Annotated in this window: 22 protein-coding genes; 15 read left to right on the top strand and 7 right to left on the bottom strand. The window is 65.0% G+C overall.

Features of this window, described 5'->3' with window-relative positions:
- Window position 1 precedes the first annotated feature (1 nt).
- The 4 genes from AC1Q64_RS01295 to AC1Q64_RS01280 all read left to right on the top strand — a co-directional run bounded on the left by AC1Q64_RS01295 (window position 2) and on the right by AC1Q64_RS01280 (window position 3020).
- Window positions 2-811, top strand: a complete 810-nt coding sequence (locus AC1Q64_RS01295) for an ATP-binding cassette domain-containing protein (RefSeq protein ID WP_492250183.1) — start codon at window positions 2-4, stop codon at window positions 809-811.
- 60 nt (window positions 812-871) lie between these two features.
- Window positions 872-1087, top strand: coding sequence for a TOBE domain-containing protein (locus AC1Q64_RS01290; protein ID WP_015013774.1), 216 nt, complete (start codon window positions 872-874; stop codon window positions 1085-1087).
- Between the two features lie 440 nt (window positions 1088-1527).
- A complete protein-coding gene (locus AC1Q64_RS01285) occupies window positions 1528-1932 on the top strand; it encodes a GreA/GreB family elongation factor (protein ID WP_492250182.1) in 405 nt (134 codons plus the stop codon).
- Window positions 1933-2063: 131 nt separating this feature from the next.
- Window positions 2064-3020 (top strand): universal stress protein, encoded by a 957-nt coding sequence (locus AC1Q64_RS01280; protein WP_492250181.1) that lies wholly within the window; start codon window positions 2064-2066, stop codon window positions 3018-3020.
- 56 nt (window positions 3021-3076) lie between these two features.
- On the opposite strand, the gene AC1Q64_RS01275 is transcribed toward AC1Q64_RS01280, so the two are convergent.
- Window positions 3077-4441, bottom strand: a complete 1365-nt coding sequence (locus AC1Q64_RS01275; protein WP_492250180.1) for an LLM class flavin-dependent oxidoreductase — start codon at window positions 4439-4441, stop codon at window positions 3077-3079.
- Between the two features lie 119 nt (window positions 4442-4560).
- The gene (locus AC1Q64_RS01270) at window positions 4561-5418 is read right to left on the bottom strand and encodes a TauD/TfdA dioxygenase family protein (protein WP_492250179.1); all 858 of its coding nucleotides are present in this window, start codon (window positions 5416-5418) and stop codon (window positions 4561-4563) included.
- Between the two features lie 279 nt (window positions 5419-5697).
- Here AC1Q64_RS01270 and AC1Q64_RS01265 point away from each other — a divergent pair, with 279 nt between their 5' ends.
- The 7 genes from AC1Q64_RS01265 to AC1Q64_RS01235 all read left to right on the top strand — a co-directional run bounded on the left by AC1Q64_RS01265 (window position 5698) and on the right by AC1Q64_RS01235 (window position 13305).
- Window positions 5698-6804: an ABC transporter substrate-binding protein gene (locus AC1Q64_RS01265; RefSeq protein WP_492250178.1), complete on the top strand. Its 1107-nt coding sequence runs from the start codon at window positions 5698-5700 to the stop codon at window positions 6802-6804.
- A 280-nt stretch (window positions 6805-7084) separates the two neighbouring features.
- Window positions 7085-7966: an ABC transporter permease gene (locus AC1Q64_RS01260; protein ID WP_492250322.1), complete on the top strand. Its 882-nt coding sequence runs from the start codon at window positions 7085-7087 to the stop codon at window positions 7964-7966.
- A 13-nt stretch (window positions 7967-7979) separates the two neighbouring features.
- Window positions 7980-8783 carry an ABC transporter permease gene (locus tag AC1Q64_RS01255; protein WP_492250177.1) on the top strand — a complete coding sequence of 268 codons (804 nt, stop codon included), beginning with the start codon at window positions 7980-7982 and terminating at the stop codon, window positions 8781-8783.
- Between the two features lie 51 nt (window positions 8784-8834).
- Window positions 8835-9668, top strand: coding sequence for an ABC transporter ATP-binding protein (locus AC1Q64_RS01250; RefSeq protein ID WP_492250176.1), 834 nt, complete (start codon window positions 8835-8837; stop codon window positions 9666-9668).
- 36 nt (window positions 9669-9704) lie between these two features.
- Window positions 9705-10799: an ABC transporter substrate-binding protein gene (locus AC1Q64_RS01245; RefSeq protein WP_492250175.1), complete on the top strand. Its 1095-nt coding sequence runs from the start codon at window positions 9705-9707 to the stop codon at window positions 10797-10799.
- Window positions 10796-12154: a sulfatase family protein gene (locus AC1Q64_RS01240; protein ID WP_492250174.1), complete on the top strand. Its 1359-nt coding sequence runs from the start codon at window positions 10796-10798 to the stop codon at window positions 12152-12154. The genes AC1Q64_RS01245 and AC1Q64_RS01240 overlap by 4 nt, the downstream gene beginning before the upstream one ends.
- A gap of 191 nt (window positions 12155-12345) precedes the next feature.
- Window positions 12346-13305 (top strand): CysB family HTH-type transcriptional regulator, encoded by a 960-nt coding sequence (locus AC1Q64_RS01235; RefSeq protein WP_291439078.1) that lies wholly within the window; start codon window positions 12346-12348, stop codon window positions 13303-13305.
- Window positions 13306-13435: 130 nt separating this feature from the next.
- On the opposite strand, the gene AC1Q64_RS01230 is transcribed toward AC1Q64_RS01235, so the two are convergent.
- Window positions 13436-13810 (bottom strand): HPF/RaiA family ribosome-associated protein, encoded by a 375-nt coding sequence (locus AC1Q64_RS01230; protein ID WP_492250173.1) that lies wholly within the window; start codon window positions 13808-13810, stop codon window positions 13436-13438.
- Entirely contained in the window at window positions 13768-14079 is a 312-nt protein-coding gene (locus AC1Q64_RS01225; RefSeq protein WP_291439081.1) for a hypothetical protein, read from the bottom strand. Before AC1Q64_RS01225 ends, AC1Q64_RS01230 begins: the two co-directional genes overlap by 43 nt.
- A gap of 226 nt (window positions 14080-14305) precedes the next feature.
- Here AC1Q64_RS01225 and AC1Q64_RS01220 point away from each other — a divergent pair, with 226 nt between their 5' ends.
- The gene (locus AC1Q64_RS01220) at window positions 14306-14737 is read left to right on the top strand and encodes a TerB family tellurite resistance protein (protein ID WP_492250172.1); all 432 of its coding nucleotides are present in this window, start codon (window positions 14306-14308) and stop codon (window positions 14735-14737) included.
- A 61-nt stretch (window positions 14738-14798) separates the two neighbouring features.
- Here the strand turns inward: AC1Q64_RS01220 and AC1Q64_RS01215 are convergent, their stop codons facing one another.
- Complete coding sequence (locus tag AC1Q64_RS01215; protein ID WP_492250171.1) at window positions 14799-15692, bottom strand: LysR substrate-binding domain-containing protein; 894 nt, start codon at window positions 15690-15692, stop codon at window positions 14799-14801.
- Between the two features lie 117 nt (window positions 15693-15809).
- On the opposite strand from AC1Q64_RS01215, the gene AC1Q64_RS01210 reads away from it, so the two are divergent.
- Window positions 15810-16220 carry a hypothetical protein gene (locus tag AC1Q64_RS01210; protein WP_492250170.1) on the top strand — a complete coding sequence of 137 codons (411 nt, stop codon included), beginning with the start codon at window positions 15810-15812 and terminating at the stop codon, window positions 16218-16220.
- 25 nt (window positions 16221-16245) lie between these two features.
- Here the strand turns inward: AC1Q64_RS01210 and AC1Q64_RS01205 are convergent, their stop codons facing one another.
- Window positions 16246-17886 carry an argininosuccinate lyase gene (locus AC1Q64_RS01205; RefSeq protein ID WP_492250169.1) on the bottom strand — a complete coding sequence of 547 codons (1641 nt, stop codon included), beginning with the start codon at window positions 17884-17886 and terminating at the stop codon, window positions 16246-16248.
- Window positions 17887-18060: 174 nt separating this feature from the next.
- On the opposite strand from AC1Q64_RS01205, the gene AC1Q64_RS01200 reads away from it, so the two are divergent.
- Window positions 18061-19017, top strand: a complete 957-nt coding sequence (locus AC1Q64_RS01200) for a LysR family transcriptional regulator (protein WP_492250168.1) — start codon at window positions 18061-18063, stop codon at window positions 19015-19017.
- A gap of 42 nt (window positions 19018-19059) precedes the next feature.
- Here the strand turns inward: AC1Q64_RS01200 and AC1Q64_RS01195 are convergent, their stop codons facing one another.
- Window positions 19060-19935, bottom strand: a complete 876-nt coding sequence (locus tag AC1Q64_RS01195) for a LysR family transcriptional regulator (RefSeq protein WP_492250321.1) — start codon at window positions 19933-19935, stop codon at window positions 19060-19062.
- A 109-nt stretch (window positions 19936-20044) separates the two neighbouring features.
- Here AC1Q64_RS01195 and AC1Q64_RS01190 point away from each other — a divergent pair, with 109 nt between their 5' ends.
- Window positions 20045-21055, top strand: coding sequence for a zinc-dependent alcohol dehydrogenase family protein (locus AC1Q64_RS01190; RefSeq protein WP_492250167.1), 1011 nt, complete (start codon window positions 20045-20047; stop codon window positions 21053-21055).
- Window positions 21056-21102 lie beyond the last annotated feature (47 nt).

Raw genomic sequence — 21102 nt, 5'->3', positions numbered from 1 at the left:
CATGAGCCAGAACGATCCCAACACAGCGCAGGGCGTACGCCTGGAAGTGCGCAGTGTGGACAAGCGCTACGGCACGCGCGATGTCCTCAAGAAGACCGAACTCACGATTGAACCCGGCCAGTTCGTGGCCATCGTGGGCCGCAGTGGCTGCGGCAAGAGCACGCTGCTGCGCCTGGTGGCGGGCCTGGAGTCAGTCTCTGGCGGTGCGATCCGCATGGACGGCCAGGACATCGCAGGCCTGAGCGGTGACACCCGCATCATGTTCCAGGACTCGCGCCTCTTGCCCTGGAAGCGCGTGGCTGAGAACGTGGCGCTGGGCCTGCCGCCCGAGCGGCGCGGCGCCGCGGCTGATGTGCTGGCGCGCGTGGGCCTGGGCGACCGGCTGGGCGAATGGCCGGCACGCCTGTCGGGCGGCCAGCGCCAGCGCGTGGCCCTGGCGCGTGCGCTGGTGCACAACCCGCGCCTGCTGCTGCTGGACGAACCCCTTGGTGCGCTCGACGCACTGACCCGCATCGAGATGCACCGCCTCATTGAAGGTCTGTGGCGCACCAGCGGCTTCACAGCGCTGCTCGTCACGCACGACGTGCAAGAGGCCGTGGCCCTGGCCGACCGCGTGATCCTGATCGAAGACGGACAGATCGCGCTGGACCAGCGCATCGACCTGCCACGCCCCCGTTCGCACGGCGACGCCGCGTTTGCTGCCATCGAAAAACGCATCCTGGACCGCGTGCTGCAAAAGCCCGATGGCGACCCCGCACACGAGGCGCCATGGCCAGGTGTGCCAGCGCATGGCCTGCGCTGGGCGGTGTGATTCTTTCTATTTCTCTCACCCACTGTTTTCATTTTCAACGGACTATTCAAGGAGAACCCCATGTCCATTCAAGCCATCAACGTACGCAATCAATTCAAGGGCAAAGTGCGCGAGATCATTCGCGGCGATGTCGTCTCCGAGGTCGATGTCGAAACCCCTTGGGGCATCGTCACCTCCGTCATCACCACCCGTTCGGTGGACGACCTGGGCCTGGTCGTGGGTTCCGATGTGGTCGCACTGGTCAAGTCCACGGAGGTGTCCATCGCCAAGCTGTGATGATGGCGCAGGGCCGACGGTCACATGCCGTGCGGCTCTGCGCAGCCTTTGCAACCGTCACCCTTTTGCGCAGGCTTGCGTGTACCTCTGGCGGGCGAGCGCGGTTGCCCGTGTCCGAGTCCGGGCCAGCCGCTATCTGGCAAGAACCCTGGGGCTATTGCCCCCAGAACCGCCCGTGTTGCCTACACTCGGGCCCATGACGACCCTTCTGGTTTGCCCTTTTGCCGCCCCGGCTGTGCTGCCCCGCGCAGCGGCCTGCGCGCGAGCGGTGGCCAAGAAGAACGCGCGTCGTCAGCTGACGCCAGCACATTCCTGAGCCCGGCGGCACCCTCTCTCCTCATCCCTTTGTAGCGCAACCATCCACCGCCGGGCACCAGCCAAGCGCGGTAGCGGCCGTCTTGTCCCCACGGGGCACCGCCGCATTCGATGGAGTGCTTTGTATGCATGCAGTTGTGACCCCTGGCGAGCGCACGCTCACCGACCTGGACTATTCGCGCCTGACCAAGCTGGTCGGCAACCGGCCTGCGCCCTTGCTGGACGACCTGCTGGCCAACGCCGATATCACCAGTCCGCGCACCGTGCGGGCGGACGTGGTCACCATGAATTCACGCGTGGAGCTGGTGGACCAGCACACCCACAGGCGCCAAGTGCTGACCCTGTGCTACCCGCAGGACGCCGAGCCTGCGGCGGGCTTCATCTCGGTGCTGTCGCCGGTAGGCATCAGCCTGCTGGGCCTGCGGGCCGGGGACGTGGCCCGTTGGCAAACGCCCCATGGCGAAGAGTGCTCCGCCACCATCGAAAGCATCCAGTTCCAGCCCGAGGCCACGGGCGACTACTTCACATAGCTACTGCAGCCGCTCGGCCCCGCAGCGCTTGACGGGCCGCATTCACTGATCACTGCCCACCAGACCGGCGCCACTTGCAGTGGCCGCCGCTGGAGGCGTGCGCGTTGTTCATTACAGAAGGACGTTCCACCATGACCCCTCGTTTCATCCTTGCCGTCACCGATTTTTCTGAACAGGGAGGGCACGCGCTGGCGCGCGCAGCGCTTCTGGGCGCAGAGCATCGGGCTGCATTGCAGCTGGTGTATCTCTCCCAACCCGGCGAAGTGCCGCCACCCGACGTGGCCGTGCGCCTGTCGCACCATGCGCTGCAGATTCGGCAGCGCCACCAGATTCCTGTTCATGCCGGAACATGCATGGATTGCACGGTGGGGGATATCGCCCGCGCGGCAGCCGGTCACGACCTGGTGGTGTGGGGCATGGCCCAGCAGCGGGGGTTGCGGGCCTGGTTCGGCGCGCACCCTGCCATCCAGTTGCTCCGCGCCTGTCAGCGTCCCGTGATCGTGGTGCGTAGCGCAGCGGCACAGCCCTACCAGAGCCTGATGGTGGCAGTGGACTTTTCTCAGGCTTCGCATCGCCTGGTGGAGCTGGGCCTGGCGCTCCACCCCCGCACACGTGTAGAACTGTTCCATGCCATCAGCACCGCCAATGAGGGCAAGCTGCTTTATGCCGAAGTGTCTGAGCGCGCCATCCAGATCTACCGCGAGCAGTGCAGGCGCCATGCGCAGGACCGCATGTTCACGCTGACCGACTCGTACGATGCGCGGCGCAACCGGCTTTCATCCTCCATTGGCCGGGGCGACCCGGCGCGGCAGGTGCTGGTGGCACAGCAAGGTGCCGGGGCCGACCTGATCGTGGTGGGCAAGCATCCCGCGTCCAGGTGGGCAGACTGGCTGTTCGAGAGCGTTGCCCAACGCATCCTGCGTGAAGCTCGCACGGACGTGCTGGTGGTACCACACGGCTTTCAATCCGCATCCCGGGGGGCCGCCCTGAAACGCCTTGCGACCGATCTGCCCGTGCGCCGTGTCAAGGCAGGCCAGCCGAGCCTGCCGAGCCATCCCAACCCTGCGGCGCTGCAGGGTGGCACATGACGAAGGAGCCCTGCGGACAGCCCTGCCGAGGTCACTGGGCTCGCCATGCATGAGGCCTAGGCCGCCTTCGCGAGCAGCGTTGTGTACCGGCTCGCGGGCCGTGCCAGGCCCAGGTTTTCCCGCAGGGTCGTGCCTTCGTAGGCGGTGCGAAACAGGCCGCGCCGCTGCAGTTCAGGCACCACCAGGTCCACAAACTCGTTGAGTGATTGGGGCAACACAGGCGGCATCACGTTGAAGCCGTCCGCCGCCCCGTTCTCAAACCATTCCTGCATGCGGTCGGCAATGGTCTCGGGTGTACCGATCACCACCCAGTGACCGCGTGCACCGGCGAGGTATTCGTACAGCTGACGCACGGTGTACTTCTCTCGCCGGGCCAGCTCCAGCACCACGTGGGCGCGGCTGTTGATGCCCTTGGGTGGCTCGGGGATGTACGGCGGAGGTGCGTCAAGGTTCCACTTCGACAGATCCTCTCCGGGCCAGAAGGGGGTGAGAGTGGCCAGGCCCACGCTGGGGTGGATCAGGGCCTGCAGCTCGGCCCACTTGGCCTGGGCTTCTGCCTCGGTGCGGCCAATCACGGGGGAGATGCCGGGAAGCACCAGCAGTTCTTCAGGACTGCGGCCGTACTTGGCCATGCGACCCTTCACATCCTTGTAGAAGGCCTGGGCCTCGGCCAGGCTGGTCCAGGCGGTGAAGATGGCTTCGGCCGTCGCTGCGGCCAGTTCCTTGCCGTCTTCCGAAGAGCCGGCTTGCACAATCACTGGGTGGCCTTGCACCGAGCGCTCGATGTTGAGCGGCCCTTGCACCTTGAGGTGTTTGCCCACATGGTTGAGTGCGTGCAGCTTGTCGGGGTCAAAGTAGATGCCGCTTGCCTGGTCGCGCACCAGGGCGTCGTCGTCAAAGCTGTCCCACAGCCCCTTGACCACGTCCACAAGTTCGTGGGCACGCTCGTAACGTGTGGCTGGGTCCGGGTGCGTGTCCAGGCCAAAGTTGCCGTGCACGTTTTCGGCGCTGGTGGTCACCACGTTCCAGGCGGCCCGGCCCTTGCTGATGTGGTCCAGCGACGCAAACTTGCGCGCCAGCAGGTAGGGGTCTTCGTAGGTGGTGGAGGCTGTGGCCACAAAGCCGATGTGCTTGGTGACGACCGACAGCGCCGCCCACAGCGTCACGGGCTCGAAGTGCGAGATACGTCCCTGGCGGCTGAAGGACTCGCGGTCGCCCTTGTGCCACACGCCGGGGCTGTCGGCCACGAACACCTGGTCAAACAGGCCACGTTCGGCTGTTTTGGCGACCTCGATGTAGTGATTGATGTTGGCACCCGAATCGACCTGAGAGCCCGGGTGGCGCCAGGCGGCTACGTGGTGGCCCGTGGCCATGATGAAAGCGCCGAGGCGCAACTTTCTGGAGGTATCGGGTTGGGTCATGTGCATTTCCAAAATTTGTGGGAATGGCTGGCAGCCTGCGAAACCGGCTTGGCCGGGCCACGGAGTGCGCCCCCACGGGGATGGCGTCGAAGGCGACTCAGAGGGGCTATCACTTGGGGTTATTCAGTGATAGTGATCCGATGCAGCTTGCGGTGCTGTGGGAAGAAGTCGCCCACTGCGTAGTGCTGGGTGGAGCGGTTGTCCCACACGGCCAGCGTGCCCGGCGCCCAGCGCAGGCGGGCCTGGAACTCGGCCACCTGTGGCAGGGCAAACAGCTGGGTGAGCAGCGCATCGCTGTGCGTGCGGTGCAGGCCCTTGATGTGGCTGGTGAAGGTAGGGTTCACGTACAGGATCTTCTTGCCCGTGACGGGGTGCACACGCACCACGGGGTGCTCCACGGGCGGGTACTTGGCGCGGGCGGCCTTCAGTTCTTCGCCGCTGGCGTCCTTGCGCAGCAGGTACTCCGTCCAACCACTGATCTCCCAGGTGTGCACGGCCGTGAGCGTTTCCAGGTAAGCCTGGAAGGTGGGCGGCAGGCTGGCGTATGCGGCCGTGAGGCTGGCCCACAGCGTATCGCCGCCGCTGGCCGGGATCACCTGTGCATAGAGGCTGGTGCCCAGCGGCGGTTGCTCGCGCCAGGTGATGTCCGCATGCCATTGGTTGGACGCCTTGGGGCGCTCGGCGGTGCTCTCCACGATTTCGATCTCGGCGTGGCTCTCCAGCCGGGGGAAGAACGCCTTCACCTCGGCCACATTGCCAAAGCTGCGGGTGAAGTCCACCTGCTGCTGCGGCGTGATGTGCTGGTCGCGGAAGAACAGCACCTCGTGCGCGGCCAGCGCCTGGCGCAGCTCGGCCTGTGTGGCGGCGTCCAGGGGCTGGCGCAGGTCCAGCTCGTGGATGACTGCCCCGATGGTGGGGGTGTAGGGCTCTACCGCAAAGCGGGTGAAAGTGGGGTGCAAATCGTTGATCTTGGACATGGCGCTACTTTCTGAAACGGTGGGGTGATGAAAGAGAACTCCCACACGATTGGGACAGCGCGCAGGAAGCGCATCAACGAAGCAGTTCGCATATGCATAGTCGGAAAACTGCGCCTTGCACTGGCGCGCATGGGCCTGCCATCCGCAAATTTGGATATCTGTTTTTGGTCGTTGGCCCACGCGTAGGGCCTGCCTAGAGTGATTGGCGATGTGTGCAGCAGATTGCGCACACACACCGGCACGACAACAGGCACGACAACAGGCACGAAGGGTCAACAGATGAAAAAAACGCAATGGAAAACAGCGCTCTGTAGGGCTGCCACGACAGCCTGCGCGGCGGTGGCCCTGGGCCTGTGGGCGGGTGGCGCAGCCGCGCAGGTGCAAGACCCCCTGAAGGTGATTCGCATCGGCATTGCCACCGGCGGCGTGGGCAGCGACCCGGTGCGCCACGGTGGTACTTCGGCCGCCCTGGCGTACACCGACGGCGCGCTGGAAGAAGAGTTCAAGAAAGACGGCCTGAAGGTGCAATGGACCTTCTTCAAGGGCGCAGGCCCGGCCGTCAATGAGGCACTGGTCAACAAGCAACTGGACTTTGCGTGGCAGGGCGACCTGCCCTCTATCGTGCACCGGGCCAGTGACGTGAAGACGAAGATCATTCTGGGCAGTGGCGTGCGCGGCGGGCTCTATCTGGCGGTGCCGCCCGACTCCAACATCCGCCGCCTGGAAGACCTCAAGGGCCGCAAGGTGGCCGTGTTCAAGGGCACCAACCTGCATCTGGCAGCCGTGCGCGCGCTGGCCGACAAGGGTCTGAGCGAGCGCGATGTGAAACTGCTCAATCTGGATTTGCCTAGCGCTGAGGCGGCGTTGGTCAGCAAAGACATCGACGCCGCATTTGGTTATGTGGGTTTTTTCAAGCTGCGTGACCAGGGCCTGGCCAAGGTGGTGTGGTCGGCTGCAGAAGATTCCTATAAGTACACCCGCCAGACGGCGCTGCTGGTGACCGACGACTTCGCCGCACGCCACCCCAAGGCGGTGGAGCGCGTGGTCAAGACCGTTGTGCTGTACGCCCACAAATACTCTGACGAAAACCGCCGTGCCGAACTGTTTGCGCAGTGGGGCAAGGCCGAGTACGCCGAGAAGGTGTGGCGCGAAGACTTCATTGGCCAGCCGCTGCGCGTGCGCCTGTCGCCACTGCTCGACCCATTTCTGGTGGCGCGCTACAAGGACGCGGCTGACGAGGCCCACAAGCTCAAACTCATCCGCAAGAAGCCAGAGATCGATAGCTGGTTTGACCGCCGCTATCTGAACGCTGCACTCAAGGAGCTGAAACTGGAGAGCTACTGGCCCGTGTATGGCGCCAACGGGGATCTGGTCGCCGCCCCTTGATCCAGGTCTCCAATCCGAACTACGGTGCGCAAGCCAGGAAAAACCGCTCACCACCGCTCGTTGCAACCCGCCCGCACCTTGTGCGCGGCGGGTTTTTTGTGTCTGCGCCGAGGCAACCTCATAACGCAGGCGTCGCTGCTCATGCCGCAAACATCTTTGTCATTGCATATGAGTATTAACCATTTATTTTTATAACAAACGTCTTTTACATTTCTTTTGGTTGTTATCGATGGCGCTGCGCTCACCCCATGTGGTGGCAGCTCCACCACCCACAAAGGAAATGCAAGAGATGGCGATACCCGCACTGAACGCGGCCGGGCCAAGCAGCCCCGCGAGCCCGCTGGACGCGCTGCCGGATGCCCCCACGCGCCGCCCCGCAGCGGCAAGGCAAAACGCTGCCTGGATTGGGGCGAGGCGTTCGCTTTGGGCCTGGCCCTTTCCGCTGGCCGTGCTGGCGCTGTGGCAGCTCTCCGCCGTGTGGGGCTGGGTGCCCGAGCAGGTGCTGCCGCCGCCCGCCGCCGTGTTCAAGGTGTTTGGCGAGCTGCTGGCCAGCGGCGAGTTGTGGGACCACCTGCGTATCAGCATGGTCCGCGTGTTTGCGGGCTTCGGCATTGGCTTGTCGCTGGGCCTGGTGCTGGGCGGTGCCATGGGCCTGTCGCCGACATTCCGTGATTACTTCTTCCCATTGTTCAAGGCCTTCAGCCAGGTGCCGGTGATCGGCTGGCTGCCGCTGCTGATCCTGGTGGTGGGCATTGATGATGGGCTCAAGTTTCTGCTGATCGCCAAGGCGGCCCTGGTGCCGGTGGCCATCAACACCTGCCAGGGCATTCAGAACGTACCCAACCGGCTGGTGGAGGTGGCGCGTGTGTATGGCTTCACCCGCTGGCAGATGCTGCGCAAGGTGGTGTTTCCGGCGGCTACTGCGCCCATCTGGAACGGCGTGCGCTATGGCCTCACCCATGCCTGGCTGGCGCTGGTGGTGGTGGAGCTGCTGGCGTCATCGGAGGGCATTGGGTTCCTCATCGTCTATGGCCGCCAGCTCTTTCAGCTGGACGTGGTGCTGGCCGCCGTGCTGGCCGTGGGCATCGTGGGGTTTGTGATCGACAAGCTGCTGGCCGTGTCCGAGGCCTGGCTGCTGCGCTGGCGCAAGCCGGGTTTGTGAACGGGGTGTGCCAATGTCTTCTGTGAACGTGCAACGCAACGTGTTCCAAAAAGTGCCCGCACGCTTGCGGGGCTGGGTGCTGCCCGTGCTGATCCTGGCCGTGTGGTGGGCGGTGGTGGCTTCGGGGGCGTCCGATTCGCCCCTGCTGGTATCGCCATTGGCCGTATGGCAGCGCGGTGTGGGCCAGGTTGTCAGCGGCGAACTGTGGGTGGCCTTGTCGGCCAGCCTGTGGCGCATGGCCTGGGGCTTCGGCATTGGCTCCGGCATCGGGCTGGCGGTGGGTGCGCTGCTGGGCTGGTCGCGCTGGGCCGAGCGGCTGGTGGGGCCCACGTTCCACACGCTCAAGCAGATCTCGCTGTTTGCGTGGATTCCGATGCTGTCGATGTGGTTTGGCCTGGGCGATACCGCCAAGGTAGCGTTTGTGGCCATGGCGGCGTTCTTTCCGGTGGTGCTCAACACGCTGGAGGGCCTGCGCAGCGTGCCGCGTGAGTACCTGGAGGTGGCCCGCGTGTACGAGTTCAGCGTGTGGCAAACGCTGCGCCGTGTGGTGGCGCCTGCCGCCGCGCCCTCACTGTTTACTGGCATCCAGCTCTCGCTCATCTACAGCTGGCTGGCCACGCTGGGGGCCGAATACCTGCTGGCCTCGGGCAAGGGCATTGGCAACACGCTGATCGATGGACGCGAGCATTTCTGGATGGACCTGGTGCTGTTTGGCGTGGTGGTGGTGGGCCTGGTGGGCTTTGTACTGAACGCACTGCTGGCAGCACTGGAAAAGCGCCTGCTGGCCTGGCGTGATCGCACGGTGGCCAGGTACTGATGCCGCTGACGCATCGCATACGCATACGCATACGAACACAAGGAAATCAACATGGCACACGCCGGTACCCTGGCCATTCGCGGCCTGAACAAGCAGTACGAGGTCAAGGGCGAAGCCCTGCCCGTGCTGCAGGACATCCACCTCACCATCGAGCCCGGCGAGTTCGTGAGCATCGTGGGCTCGAGCGGCTGCGGCAAGTCCACGCTGCTGCGGCTGGTGATTGGCCTGGAGGGCGATTACCAGGGCGAGATCCTGCTCAACGGCCAGCGCATTGTGGGCACCAGCCTCAACCGGGGCATCGTGTTCCAGGAGCACCGCTTGTTCCCCTGGCTCACGGTCGAGAAGAACGTGGCGCTGGGCCTGCTCAACTCCAGCCTGACCGAAGGACAGCAGCGCGCCACCGTGCGCGAGCACATTGCGCTGGTGGGGCTGGAGGGGTTCGAGACCGCCTATCCGCACCAGCTCTCGGGCGGCATGTCGCAGCGCGTGGCCATTGCGCGGGCGCTGGTCAACCGGCCCGACATCCTGCTGCTGGACGAACCCTTTGGCGCACTCGACGCCATGACCCGCGCCCACTTGCAGCAGGAGCTGCACCGCATCTGGCAACAAGAGGGCATCACCATGATCCTGGTGACCCACAACGTGGAGGAGGCCGTGTACCTGGGCGACCGCGTGGTCGTGATGGAGCCGCGCCCCGGCCGCATCCGCCGCACCGTTCCGGTGGGGCTGCCCCATCCGCGCGAGCGCACCTCCCACGCGTTCACCGCCATCAAGGACAGCGTGCTGCGCGAGTTCTCCGGCCACCCGGCAGCCGACCTGGCCGAGCCGCCGCTCAAGCGCGGCGAGCAGCTGGCACCCGCTGCGCAGTGGCAGTTTGCCGTTTGATTTTTTGTTTTCCCTTTTCTGATTCCCGAGATTCCCATGACACAACTAAACCCCCTCGCTTTCTCCACGCGCCGTTCGCTGCTGGTGGCTGGCGCTGCCGCATTGGCTGCCCCCATGGTGCTGCGCGCCCAGTCGCCCGCCAAGGTCATCCGCATCGGCTCGCCCGACCTGGGTACGGCCGGCAAGCCCTCGCCAGGCGGCAGTGTGTTTGCGGTGCTGCAGGCCAACAAGTGGCTGGAAGATGAATTTTCCAAGGACGGCATCAAGATCGAGTGGAACTTCTTTCGCGGCGCAGGACCGGCCGTGCACGAGGCGCTGTCGGCCAAGCAGCTCGACATCGTCTCTCTGGGCGACCTGGCCGCCGTCATTGGCCGTGCGCGCGGTCTGCCCACCCGCTTCATTGCGGCCACGGGCCGGGGCAGCAACAGCTATCTGGCCACGGCGCCGGGCGTGAGCATCAAGACCGTGGCCGACCTCAAGGGCAAGAAGGTCACTGTGCTCAAGGGCACCGCCTACCAGCGCACCTTCGACAACCTGCTGGCCACGGCGGGCCTGACCGAAAAGGACGTGAAGCTCATCAACATGGACTGGCCCACCTCCAAGGCCGCCGTGGTGGCCGGGCAGATCGACGCCACGTTCGGCGGCTCGGACCTGTTCCTGCTCAAGGCGCAGGGCGCGCAGATTGCGCTGAGCACCAAGGGCCGTGGACCGGACTACACCATCAACTCCGGCATCCTGGCCACCGAGGATTTCGTTGCACAGAACCCGCAGCTCACCCAGCGCCTGGTGACCCAACTGGTGCGCGCCGCCCACTGGTCTTCGCAAGAGGGCAACCGCGAGTCGCTCATCAAGCTCTACGCCGACAACAGCGGCAACCCCGAGCTGTCGTTCCGCGAGGAGCTGGCGGGCGACAACCTGAACGCCCGATATTCGCCGCTGCTCGACGAGGGCTTCATCGCCGATTACCAGGGCGTGCTGGATGACGGCGTCAAGCTGGGGCTGATCCGCCAGACGTTTGACGTGAAGGCCTGGTTCCAACCCGCTTTCGTGCAGCAGGCCGTCAAGGACTTCAAGCTCGACAAGCAGTGGCGCGAGACCGATGCCGCTGGCAAGGCCAAGGGGGCTGCATGAGCATCACTGCCAATATGGCCGCATCCGCTTCCACCCAAGCGCCCAACATCGTTTTTATCCTGGCCGACGACCTGGGCTGGGCCGACCTGAGCGTGTACGGCCAGACCGACTTCACCACGCCGCACCTGGATGCGCTGGCGGGCGAGGGCGTGCGCTTTACCCAGGCCTATGCCAACTCGGCCGTGTGCTCGGCCACGCGGTTTGCGCTGATCACGGGGCGCTACCAGTACCGGCTGCGTGGTGGGCTGGAGGAACCCCTGGTGCGCAAGGCCCATGTGCACGGCCTGCCGCCGGAGCACCCCACGCTGCCATCGTTGCTGCGCGATGCGGGCTATGACACGGCGCTGATTGGCAAGTGGCACCTGGGCAGCCTGCCCACATTCGGCCCGCTCAAGAGTGGCTACGACCGCTTCTTTGGCAACTATGGCGGTGCCATCGACTACTTCACGCACAAACCCGGCGTGGGCGATGCCGTGGCGCGCGATTTGTACGAAGGCGAGGTGCCGGTGGAGCGCGTGGGCTACTACACCCAGCTGCTGGCCGATGAGGCCACGCGCTGGATCGGCGAGCGCAGCGCGGCCAAGCCGTTCTTTCTGTCGCTGCACTTCACCGCACCCCACTGGCCCTGGGTGGGGCCGGAGGACGAAGAAATATCGCTGGGCCTGAAAGACCTCTTTCACTACGACGGCGGCAACCTGGCCACCTATGCGCGCATGGTGCGCTCGCTCGACAAGGCGGTGGGCCAGGTGCTGGATGCACTCAAGGCACAAGGCCTGGCAGACAACACCATCGTCGTCTTCACCAGCGACAACGGCGGCGAGCGCTTTTCCAAGACCTGGCCCTTCACCGGCCAGAAGACCGAGCTGCTGGAAGGCGGCATCCGCGTGCCCACGCTGCTGCGCTGGCCTGCGCGCATTGCACCGCAGGTGAGCGACCAGGTCACCGCCACCATGGACTGGCTGCCCACGCTGCTGGCCGCTGCGGGCGTGGCGCCCCATGCCGACTACCCGCCCGACGGCGAGAGCATCCTGCCCGTGCTGCTGGGCGATGCGCCTGCGCACCCGCGCACGCTGTTCTGGCGCTACAAGTCGCAGCGCCAGCGCGCCGTGCGCGAGGGCCGTTTCAAGTACCTGCGCATCAACGACAACGAGTTTTTGTTCGACGTGGAAGACGACACGCTGGAGCGCGCCAACCTGCGCCACAAGCACCCCGAAGTGTTTGAACGCCTGCGCACGGCGTGGGAGCAGTGGAATGCGCAGTTCCTGCCCATCACCGACGAGGTCATCACCCACGGGCTGTCGCCCGACATCCAGGCCGACCGCTATGTGCCCGACCTGTCCCAGCGGGGCATGTAAGGCCCGCACAGGAAAAAAACCAAAGAAAAGTGACTGATGCGCTAGTGGAATATGCGCTTAATGCTATTAAAAACATAGTATTTACAGGCCCCTGCGCTACGGGCTGTCTGGCTACGGAACGCATGGGGCCGCCGCCAACACGGCCCCGCGCGGTGGCAGTCACATCGACCTTGTGAGACCGGCTTTTATCCATGAACTTTCAGCAACTGCGCTCTGTGCGCGAAACCGTGCGGCGGGGCTTCAACCTGACCGAAGTGGCACACATCCTGCACACCTCGCAGCCCGGGGTGAGCCGCCAGATCCGCGAGCTGGAGGAAGAGCTGGGCGTGGAAATTTTTGTGCGGGCGGGCAAGCGCCTCACGGGTCTGACACCGCCTGGCGAAGTGCTGTTGCCCACGGTCGAGCGCCTGCTGCTGGAGGCGGACAACCTCAGGCGCGCGGGCCAGGACTTCAGCGACAGCGCGCAGGGGCGCCTGTCGGTGGCGGCTACGCACTCGCAGGCGCGTTATGCGCTGCCCCAGGTGGTACGCGACTTTCGGGCGTTGTTCCCGCAGGTGTCGCTGCACCTGCACCAGGGATCGCCCCGCCAGGTGGCAGAGATGCTGTTGTCCGGCGAGGCCGACATCGGCGTGGCCACCGAGGCGCTGGCAGGTTATGACGCCCTGGTCACCCTGCCGTGCTACCGCTGGACGCACAGCATCGTGGTGCCCCCGGGCCACCGCCTGCTGGACCTGCCCAGCCCCGTAACGCTGGAGCAATTGGCGCAATATCCCATCATCACCTACGAGCTGGGCTACACCGGCCGTGCGCACATCGACGAGGCCTTTGCGCGGGAGGGCCTGGCGCCCGACATCGTGCTCACGGCCATGGATGCCGATGTCATCAAGACCTATGTGGAGCTGGACATGGGCGTGGGCATCGTCGCATCCATCGCTGTCGATGAAGACCGCGACCGCCATCTGCGCCTGATTGATGCGGGGCATCTGTTTGAGGTGAATCTGACCCGCCTGGGCCTGCGGCGAGGTGCCTGGTTGCGCGGGTATGCCTACAGCTTCATCCAGAGCTTTGTACCCACGCTGACACGGGACGTTGTGGAGCAGGCGGTTGTGCAGTCCGCAAGCGTGGATGGAGGAGCCTCGTTGGGCGCTTGACGCGCCCGGGTTGGGCAGGCAGGTGGCAGGGCAGCCGCACATCTCCGTGTCCACCGCGGTGACGACGGCATGAGGGCAGGGGCCTGCACATGCCTTCCACCGCCGTGCCGGGCGTCGCAGCCAGGTCGCGTTATGGGAAGTGTGCAGTCGCGCTGCCTTGTCCTTCGGCGCCTACGGCCCCGTCGCCCCGCCGTTGCCTGCGGGGTGTCGAGTTGCGCCGCCAGGTACGCAGAAGAAGGCGGGCGGCGCTGGCCAGTGCTTCGTCGAGTGCGCAGCGCCAGTCTTTGGCCACCGAAGACACCACGACCGCCCCTGCTCCGTCGGTGCGCAGGGCGATCTGGCAACGCTTGTCGGGGCCGCCCCGGGGGCCGTTGATGTCATCCAGCTTGATTTCAGCGCGTGGCACCAGAGCGTTCAGCCGCCTAAAGGCAAAGCGAACGCGACGCTCCACGGCATCGCGCATCAGTGCGGCCTCGGGGTGGCGTGTTCTGAAAAGAATCTGCATTTGCGATCTCCTGAGTTGAGGATGACACCGTAGCCCGCAGCTTGGCGGCCAACCAGCAGGAAATTTCTTCGTTGAATCTCTGAAAATTCTGTGCTTTGGATGCGATTTCGCTGCCGATGAATCACATCGATTTTCTGGATGTGTATGTCAGAGAAAACCTGCTTCTTTTCAGCGGGTGGGGGGCACACATTCAACGCTTCTTCCTGTTCGCAACTTTCCGCCTCAAAGGAGCCGTCCGTGAAACCCTGGTCTGGAATCTCTTCGCTCATTGTCACCCTGCGTCATCGCCTTGTGCGCTGGCTCTCCAGTGTCGCCGTGGCTCGGGCACCCGTGCTGCGGCGCGTGCCGGTCAAAGTGCCGCTGCGGGTGCAAGCCCAATACCGCGACGGCTGGCAGCCGCGTTCACGCTATCGCCGCTAGTGCGGCGCGCTTGGTCAACCATTGCTTGCTTGTCACCTTTGTCATTGCACGTACCCCATATCAAGGAGATCAGAAATGCGTAGCTATCCCCGCAACAGCCCCGAAGCTGTAGCCCGAATCATCGCCTTGCTATTGATATCGGATGGCCATGTCAGCCGGTCCGAGCTGGATGCCTTGCATGGGCTTCACATGGAGCTGGACCTGGGCTTGCCGCACGGCGGCTTTGCCAAGGTGTTGCACGGCCTGTGCGAAGACCTGTGGATGGGTATGCATGAACAGCGCGTTTTGACCGCCAGCATTGATGGCCCCACGCTGACCTTGTTGCTGGCTGAGGTGACCGACCCCGCCCTGCGGCGCAAGGCCCTGGAGTTCGCTTACGCAGCCGCTACGGCTGACAGTCACCTGGCGCAGAGTGAGTGGTGGCTGATGAATGCAGCGCGCCAGTATTGGCAAACGGGCTTCATGCCCACTGAGCTCGGCCGCTACGAGCTGGCGCAGGCTGCCTGACGCGGCTGTAACTGCAAGCGCAACCTTCAACAAGGGGGATGCTGGTTGCGTGGGAAGCCCGCTAGGCTGTGCCCAGCCCGGCGGAAGCATCCACCAACTGCCGCACCAGAGGGTGGTGCTGCCCCCGGCGCGACCAGATGGCGTGGACTTCTTCAAAGAGCTGCGGGCATTCGCCCAGCAGGCGCAGCCCACGCACCAGCCCCACATCTTGCGCACCCAACCGACTCACCGGAAATACCCCTAGCCCCCGTGCCGCAAACACGGCCAGCAGGGCGCTGTCTTCAAACTCGCCCACCACGCGTGGTTGAAAGCCCAGGTCTTGAAACCAGGCATCCAGCGTGGCACGCAGCGGCGCATGGTGGGTGGGCAGCAACACTGGCAAGTCTTGCAGCGATTGAGGAAACCGGTCCCGCACCGTCTTTTTCACCAGCGATGCCGGGCCATACCACTGCAGGGCCGAGCGGGCAATGCGCTCGCTGGTCAGGCGCTGGTGGGGGTTGCGCGGCGCTGCTTGCCCGGCCAGAACCACATCCAACTGGTGCAGAGCCAGCTCGGAAAGCAACTCGTCCGACTCCCCCTCGTGGCACACCAGCCGCAAATGGGGCGTTGCGAGCACGGGCTCCAGCAGCGCGTGCGCCGCGAGTTTGGAAATACCGTCAGACAGCCCCACAGACAACCGGGCCACACGGGCCGTAGCGGCCTCACGCACCTCTTCTTCGATGTACTGGCCCAGTTGAAAAATCTCTTCGGCACGGGTGAACGCAGCTTGCCCGGCTTCGGTCAGCGCCACACCGCGCCCCGAGGGCTTGAGGAGCTGGTGGCCCAGCGACTTCTCCAGGTCGCGCACCTGGGCGCTGATGGTCTGCACGGCCATCTCCAGCCGGTCTGCCGCCCGGGCAAAGCCACCTTCCTTGGCAACCATCCAGAAGTAGTACAGGTGGCGGTAGTTCAGCATGTGTGGGCTCAGGTTCGATAAAACCGAATGCTAGGTGCGGCTGGGGCTGGTGTCTATGCCGCGCAGGTTTGCCCATACTCACAGCTTGCCCATTGGAAAACAAAAGGAAGCTTTCGCATGTTCTACGCAATCAACTGGTTTCTTTCGTTGTCTTTGTTGGCCCTGTGGTCCCTGGCGTGCTGGGCCATGCATGCAGTCACGGTCTGGGTGGTGTCCAGTGCAGGTGCATTGGCGGGCGGCAGCACGGTGGAAGACATCATCCTGGTGCCGGGCTGGCTCAAGGCGTGGATGCCCCCTGAGCTGATGGGGCAGTGGGAGGCCCTTGTCTCGTCTGTGGGCCCCATGGTTCAAGCCGTACTGGAGGCTGTACCAGCTCTGGCGGGCGCTGTCACCCTCCTGGCCTGGGCTTTGTGGGGCCTGGGTGCTTTGTTGTTGGTGGCACTGGCGGTAGGGATCCACATCCTCATTGCGCTGGCAAGGCGCAATGGCAGTGGCCCCGGCGCTGCAAGGCCAGCATTGGCCCGCTAAGCGGCTTCTCCACCGCGTGTTCAGTTCAGGGTAGCGACTTCACGCCCTCAAACGCAGCATTGAGCGCAGCCTCTGCGGTCAGCAGGCGTTGCCGTGCTTCGCCCGACCAGGCGCGATCCTTGGCGAGGGTATCTGTGGCAATGGCCACCATGCGTGTGACCTCCTGGGGCTGTGGCCCGCCTGTGCCGGTGCGGGTCAGCACCATCTCGGCGGGGGACAGGGCGCGGCGGAATTCCTTCTCCGTGAGCGGTAGGCGCTGGTCCTTGATGTCGTACTTTTTGCCCGCTTCGCGGTAGATGCGCACGGCTTCGACGTACGGAAAGTCCCTGGGCCGGATATTGCGTTCCTTGGCATACACCACCACGTCCGACGCAAAGTGGTGGCCCACCCGGAACGGAATGGCATGGCTGCGCTGCAGTGCTTCGGCCAGCTCCATCGACGTCGTCCATTCGGATTCCAGTTCGTCCAGCGCGCGGGCCGGGTCGATGCGCAGCGAGTCCAGCACATCGGCCAACTGCTGCAGCATCTCTACACCTTGGACGAAGGTTTTTGCGCTGGCTGGGCTCCAGGTGTTCTTGTAGTCGATCATGCCGGGCGTGACGTTATGCGCGCGCCACAGCGATGCCTGGGCCGACGCCACCACATCGCTGGCCTTGGCGCGGGTGTTCTGGATGATGCCCGGGTTTGCCTTTTGCGGCATGGCGCTGCTGGTGTAGGTCTTGGAGCTGGCCAGCAGCAGCCACGGCCGGGTCTGGTGGTACTGAGTGTGCACGTCCTGCATGAACGCGCCCACGCGGATGGCGGTGGAGCTGGCGATGGAGGTGGCCTCGATGGGAATGTCGTAGGTGCTGACCTGCCCGGCATCCAGCGAGTTGACAATGAGCCCGTCAAACCCCAGCAGTTGCGCCAGGCGCTCCCGGTTGATGCCCCAGCTGGAGTTGGCCAGCACCGCCGTGCCCATGGGGCTGAGGTTGATGCGGGCATAGGCCTCGCGGATGCGTGCCGAGTCGCGGGCGAACGAATCTGCAAAAGCCATCAGATAGTGCCCATAGCTGATGGGCATGGCCTGCACGCCGTTGGTGTAGGCGGGCACATAGGTGGCGGTGTGCGCCTGTGCAATGGTGATGAGCCGTGCGCGCACCTGGCCCAGGGCATCGGCAAAGTCCAGCATCTCCAGGCGCAACTGCGCGGCGTTCAGGGTGGAGTGGATGTCCTGGCGACTGCGCCCGGTGTGGATCAGCGTGGCCTCGGGGCCCACGGCGTCCGTGATGATCTTCTCGACCTGCAGAACATCGGTGGGGCGCTTGCCACCCGGGGCCGTCGCCTGCGTGATCGACAACTCCACGCCCCGCGCAATGCGGCCCGCCTGGGCTTTGGGGATGATGCCCTGCTCCACGTTGACCACGGTCGATGCCATGTTGATGCGGCCAAACCAATAGAAGGTGTCCTGCGATTTGGACAAGACGCTGGTGGCATCGCCCTTGACCAGCCCCTGGATCTTGGCGACCTGTGCCTGGCATTCGGCCGTGGTTTTGCAGGCGGTATCCAGGGTGTCTGCAGCCTGTGCCTGGCCCATGGCCAGGAGGGCACCCATGACCGGGGCGAGCAGGAAGCGGGTGGGGCGCAAGGTGATCGTGCGCAGGGGCTGACGCTGAGGTGATGGCATGGTGGTTTGTCTCCTGAGATCTCTCGCATCCAGCGGCGTGCTGGTGCGGGAATAAGATTCGTTAATTGAATGCATCTGGCGTGGGTTTGCCCCTTGCCAGCGCACGATCGTTCCATAGCAGGCTCCGCAAGGCCAATGCTTCTTTTTCAAGTGAATTCAATTTTTGAATAGACCATGCCGGATTTGACGCCTTCCGTCCTGTTCAACCGCATCCTGGGGCGGGTGCGCCTCAAGCACCTGCAGCTGGCCATTGCGATCGCCGACCTGCAAAGCCTGCACCGGGCGGCTTCTTCCATTGGCCTGAGCCAGCCTGCCGCGACCCATGCGCTAGTCGAGCTGGAAAGCTCCTTGGGCGGTCCTCTGTTCGAGCGGCACTCCAAGGGCATGCGCCTGACCCGCCTGGGAGAGGCGGTCCTGCCGCTGTTGCGCGCATCGCTGGTTCCTCTCCAGGCCGCCGCAGGCAATGCTGCGCTGTTGCAGCAGGGCACAGCGTCTGCGCTGATCCGCATTGGCAGCATTGCGGCGGGCATCAACGGCCTGCTCACGGTGGCCATCCCGACCTACGTTGCCGCACACCCGGATGCGGCCATCGATGTCCACGAGGTCACGATCGACAATTTGCTGGAGAACATCCAGGAGGGGACGCTGGACCTGGCCATCTGCCGCGAACCGACCCCGCTGCCGCAAGGGTTCGCGTTTTGCGCCGCGCTGCAGGAGGGGTTTGTGGTGGCCTGTCGTCCGGAGCATCCTCTGACCCGGCAGGCCACCGTCACCGCCGCAGAGCTGCTGGCGCAGCGCTGGCTGGCCCCACCCCTGACCGGGCTGGGACCCCAGCAGGTGGAGAGCCTCTTCGATGAACTGGGTGGTGTGCCTGAGCTGTGCCGCGTGTCGAGCCGTTCGACGGAGATCGCATACGCCATGCTGGCCGACAGCGACATGCTGATGTGCGCGCCCGCCAGTCTGCTGCGGCCGCTGGTTCAGCGTGGAGAGCTGGCGGTGTTGCCGTGGAAGTCACAGGCGGTGGGGCCGCTGGGCATCTTGGTCAAGGCAGATGTGCTGGCACACCATAGCCACCCGTGTCACAGCTTCATCGAGCATGTGCTGGCCGTTGGGGCGGGGCTGGGTCGCTGACCGCCATCAGCCAAGCGCTGCGACGGCGCTCCCAGCGTTTTGTCAGCCGCCCTGGTCGCCTGCATCGCCCTGAGCAGGGCCCAGCGCTTGCATCAGCATTTCCACCAGCGCGCGCAGCCGGGGCACCCGGCGCAGGTCCCGGTGGTAGCCCAGCCACACATCGCGCCCTGGCGGCGCTGGGGCGACCTCCACCCTTTGCAGGCCGGGGTGCGAATCACCCAACGGGCAAGGCAATACGGCCAGGCCCGCTCCCGATGCGCAGGCCACGGCCTGCACGTGCCGGTTGTTGCTGCGAAACGCGATGCGCGCCGACGGAAAGGCCTCGCGCAGCCAGGCCGCGTCCGGCATCTCGCTGAAGCCCAGGTCCATGGTGATGAGGCGAACGTCCGCGCCGTCTGTGGGCATGTCTGCGCCTCGCTGCATGTACAGCGCGTAGGGCACATGCATCAGCCGCCGCTGTATGACGTCGGGCTCGTCAAAAGGAACGATGCGTGCCACCAGGTCCGCCTCGCGGCGTGCCAGGCTGAAGAGGCGCGCATCGGTCAGGAGTTCGATGGTGACCCGAGGGTGGTTGTTGGTAAACGCTGCGCAAAGCGGCGCCAGCACATGCAGACCAAACCAGTCAGAGGTCGATACCCGCAGCGCGCCTTCCAGCTGCTGGTCTGCACCGTCCAGTTGCCGGGAGAACGACAGTGCCTGCGCCTCCATGCCCTGGGCGTGGCGCAGCACGGCGGCACCCTCGTCGGTCAACACGAAGCCCTCGGAGGTCCGCTGGAACAGGGTGTGGCCCAGAGAAAGCTCCAGCGCCTTCAGCCTGCGACCCATGGTGGGCTGGCTTTGTTGGAGGGCGCGGCCTGCCGCACCCAGCGTGCCTTGCCGGGCAATGGCCAAGAACACCTGTACGTCATCCCAGTTCATCGGCTGGATCATACAAAAGTGAATGAGAAGGTTTCAATCTTGTGGCTTTTCATTCAAAAGCGAAAGGTGAAAACTGGCGGCACTGTTCAAAGCAACGAAGGAAAACGCCATGTCCACCTCTCCCGCCCCCACCATGCAGGCCCTGGTGCTCGCATCCCCCCACGGCGCACTGACCCCCACCTGGCTGCCCCGGCCCCAGTCCGCAGCGGGCCAGGTGCTGGTCCGCATCCACGCCAGCGGTGTGAACCCGTTGGACACCAAGATCCGCGCGGGCGCCGCCGAGCACGCCCAGCAGCCGCTGCCCGCCGTTTTGGGCATGGACCTCGCCGGCGTGGTGGAAGAGGTCGGGCAGGGCGTTTCTCGCTTCCGGGTGGGGGATGCGGTGTATGGCTTTACCGGCGGCATTGGCGGGCTGCAAGGCAGCCTGGCGCAATACGCTGCGGTGGATGCCCGGCTGTTGACCCACAAGCCGGGCCGGCTGACGATGCGCCAGGCAGCGGCCTTGCCGCTGGTCTTCATCACCGCCTGGGAAGGACTGGTGGACCGTGCCAACGTGCGCAGCGGGCACAAAGTGCTGGTGCATGGTGGCGCCGGGGGCGTGGGCCATGTGGCCGTGCAGCTGGCCCGCGCGCGGGGTGCCGAAGTGTTCGCCACGGGCACGGCGGCGCAGGCCGGTTACATCCGGTCCCTGGGCGCCACGCCGATTGACCATGAAACAACCTCGGTCGAGGCCTATGTCCACGCGTTCACCGACGGCCAGGGCTTCGATATCGTTTACGACACCGTCGGTGGGCCAGTGCTGGACGCGTCGTTTGTGGCGGTCCGCCGCTACTCAGGCCACGTGGTGACTTCGCTGGGCTGGGGCACCCACAAGCTGGCGCCGCTGTCGTTCCGGGGTGCTACTTTCTCGGGGGTGTTCACGCTGCTTCCCATCCTCACGGGGGAGTTCCGTGAACACCACGGCGAGATCATGGCGCAGGCCACCTTGCTCGCGGAAGCGGGGCAACTAGAGCCATTGCTCGACCCCACCAGCTTCACGCTGGACACGGCCGAAGCGGCGCACGCCCTGGTCGCCAGCGGCCGCGCCCGTGGCAAGGTGGTGGTGAGCGTGCTGCCATGAGCCAGCCGGGTCAACCTTTGGCAGCAAGCGCCAGCGGGCCAGCCAGC

This window comes from Acidovorax sp. GW835-FHT14G06 (genome assembly GCF_058793595.1).
This window is presented reverse-complemented; position numbering and strand designations above follow the sequence as displayed.